This is a genomic window from Amycolatopsis sp. NPDC005003, assembly GCF_053600695.1.
Genome location: NZ_JBSGAI010000111.1, coordinates 1 through 1638 on the forward strand (window position 1 = coordinate 1; position 1638 = coordinate 1638).

Below are 1638 nucleotides of genomic sequence, written 5' to 3' on the forward strand. Positions count from 1 at the left end.
AGTGGTCGGTTTCGGAAGTTCTTCGGGGGTCGTGTCGACCCCGGATCAGTAGGGGTTGTCCAGGTAGAGGCGGCAGGCGCAGTCGAGGGCTTCTTCGGGGCTGCCGCTGGGGAACCCGGTGGGCAGGGTCTGGTTCTCGTAGCGGTCGCTGCTGGCCAGGTAGAGCCCGAAGCCCCAGTGCCGGGCTGAGCCGCCATACCGGAGCCGGATCAGGGGTTGCACTGTCCCGTCGGGCAGGTGCGCCTCGACGTAGACGAACGCGCCCCGGTAGCGGAACTCCAGCTCACCGGCCTGGGGCCAGTGGGTCGCGGCGTGGGCGCGCAACCGTTGCCCGACAGAGATCTTGGTGGACTCCGGTGGGGTGGCCATGACCGATATCGTGCCCGACCGGCATCCTGGGCGCCCGTCTTGACTCCTCGATCATGAAACGAGCCGTGTTGCGATGCCCGTGGTCCAGGCCTGTCCAGTGACAGTGACCGGCGCGATCCGGCGGGTGCTGACCCGGCGTTCCCGGGGGCAGAAGACGCCGTATCGGGACAAGGTCAGGGCGCAGATCGTGCTGCTGGCCGCTCGCCGGTGGCCCAACACGGCGATCGCGGCGGCGGTGGGGATCAGCGTGGACACGGTCCGGACCTGGCGTGGCCGGTTCGCGGCGCAGGGGCTGGCCGGTTTGGCTGATCGGGCCCGCTCGGGCCGGCCGTCCCGGTTCACGCCGGTGCAGGTCGCGCAGGTCAAGGCGCTGGCGTGTCAGTTGCCGGTCGCTGCGGGGGTGGCGTTGTCGCGGTGGTCGTGCCCGGAACTGGCCCGGGAGGTGGTGGCCCAGGGCATCGCGGAGGCGATGTCGGCGGCGACGGTGTGGCGGTGGCTGGCTCAGGAGGCAATCAAGCCGTGGCAGTACCGGTCGTGGCTGTTTCCGCGTGATCCGGACTTCGCGGCGAAGGCCGGGCGGGTGCTGGATCTCTACGAACGCCGCTGGAACGGCCGGAGGCTGGGGCCGGATGAGTTCGTGATCTCCAGTGATGAGAAGACCTCGATCCAGGCCCGCTGCCGGTGTCATCCCACCTTGGCGCCGGGGCGGGCGCGGATGATGCGGGTCAATCACGAGTACGAGCGGGGTGGTGCGGTGGCGTATCTGGCTGCCTACGACGTGCACCGGGCGCGGGTGTCCGGGCGGTGCGCGGCCTCGACCGGGATCGTGCCGTTCATGACGCTGGTCGAGCAGGTCATGACCGTCGAGCCGTATGCCTCGGCGAAGCGGGTGTTCTGGGTGGTGGACAACGGGTCCTCCCACCGGGGCCAGGCCGCGATCGATCGGCTGGCGAAGCGGTTTCCCAACGCGGTCATGGTGCATACCCCGATCCACGCCTCATGGCTGAACCAAGTGGAGATCTACTTTTCGGTGGTGCAACGCAAGGTCGTGTCTCCCAACGACTTCACCGATCTGGACGAGGTCAAGCAACGACTCGCCGAGTTCGAGAAGCGCTACAACGCGACCGCCGAACCCTTCCGATGGAAGTTCACCCGCCGGGACCTACGCGACCTTCTGACCAGGATCAGCGACCACGAACACCAGGACATCACCACCGAACTCCCACACGCAGCATGACCACCCACGAAGAACTTCCGAAACCAACCACT

The 1638-nt window shown here is 67.8% G+C and carries 2 protein-coding genes; one reads left to right on the forward strand and one right to left on the reverse strand.

Annotated features, from left to right (window positions below; genetic code table 11):
* Positions 1-45: 45 nt before the first annotated feature.
* On the reverse strand, positions 46-369 hold the full coding sequence (locus tag ACWED2_RS48270; protein WP_449697232.1) for a hypothetical protein: 324 nt from the start codon (positions 367-369) through the stop codon (positions 46-48).
* Positions 370-442: 73 nt separating this feature from the next.
* Here ACWED2_RS48270 and ACWED2_RS48275 point away from each other — a divergent pair, with 73 nt between their 5' ends.
* The gene (locus ACWED2_RS48275) at positions 443-1606 is read left to right on the forward strand and encodes an IS630 family transposase (RefSeq protein ID WP_449697233.1); all 1164 of its coding nucleotides are present in this window, start codon (positions 443-445) and stop codon (positions 1604-1606) included.
* Positions 1607-1638 lie beyond the last annotated feature (32 nt).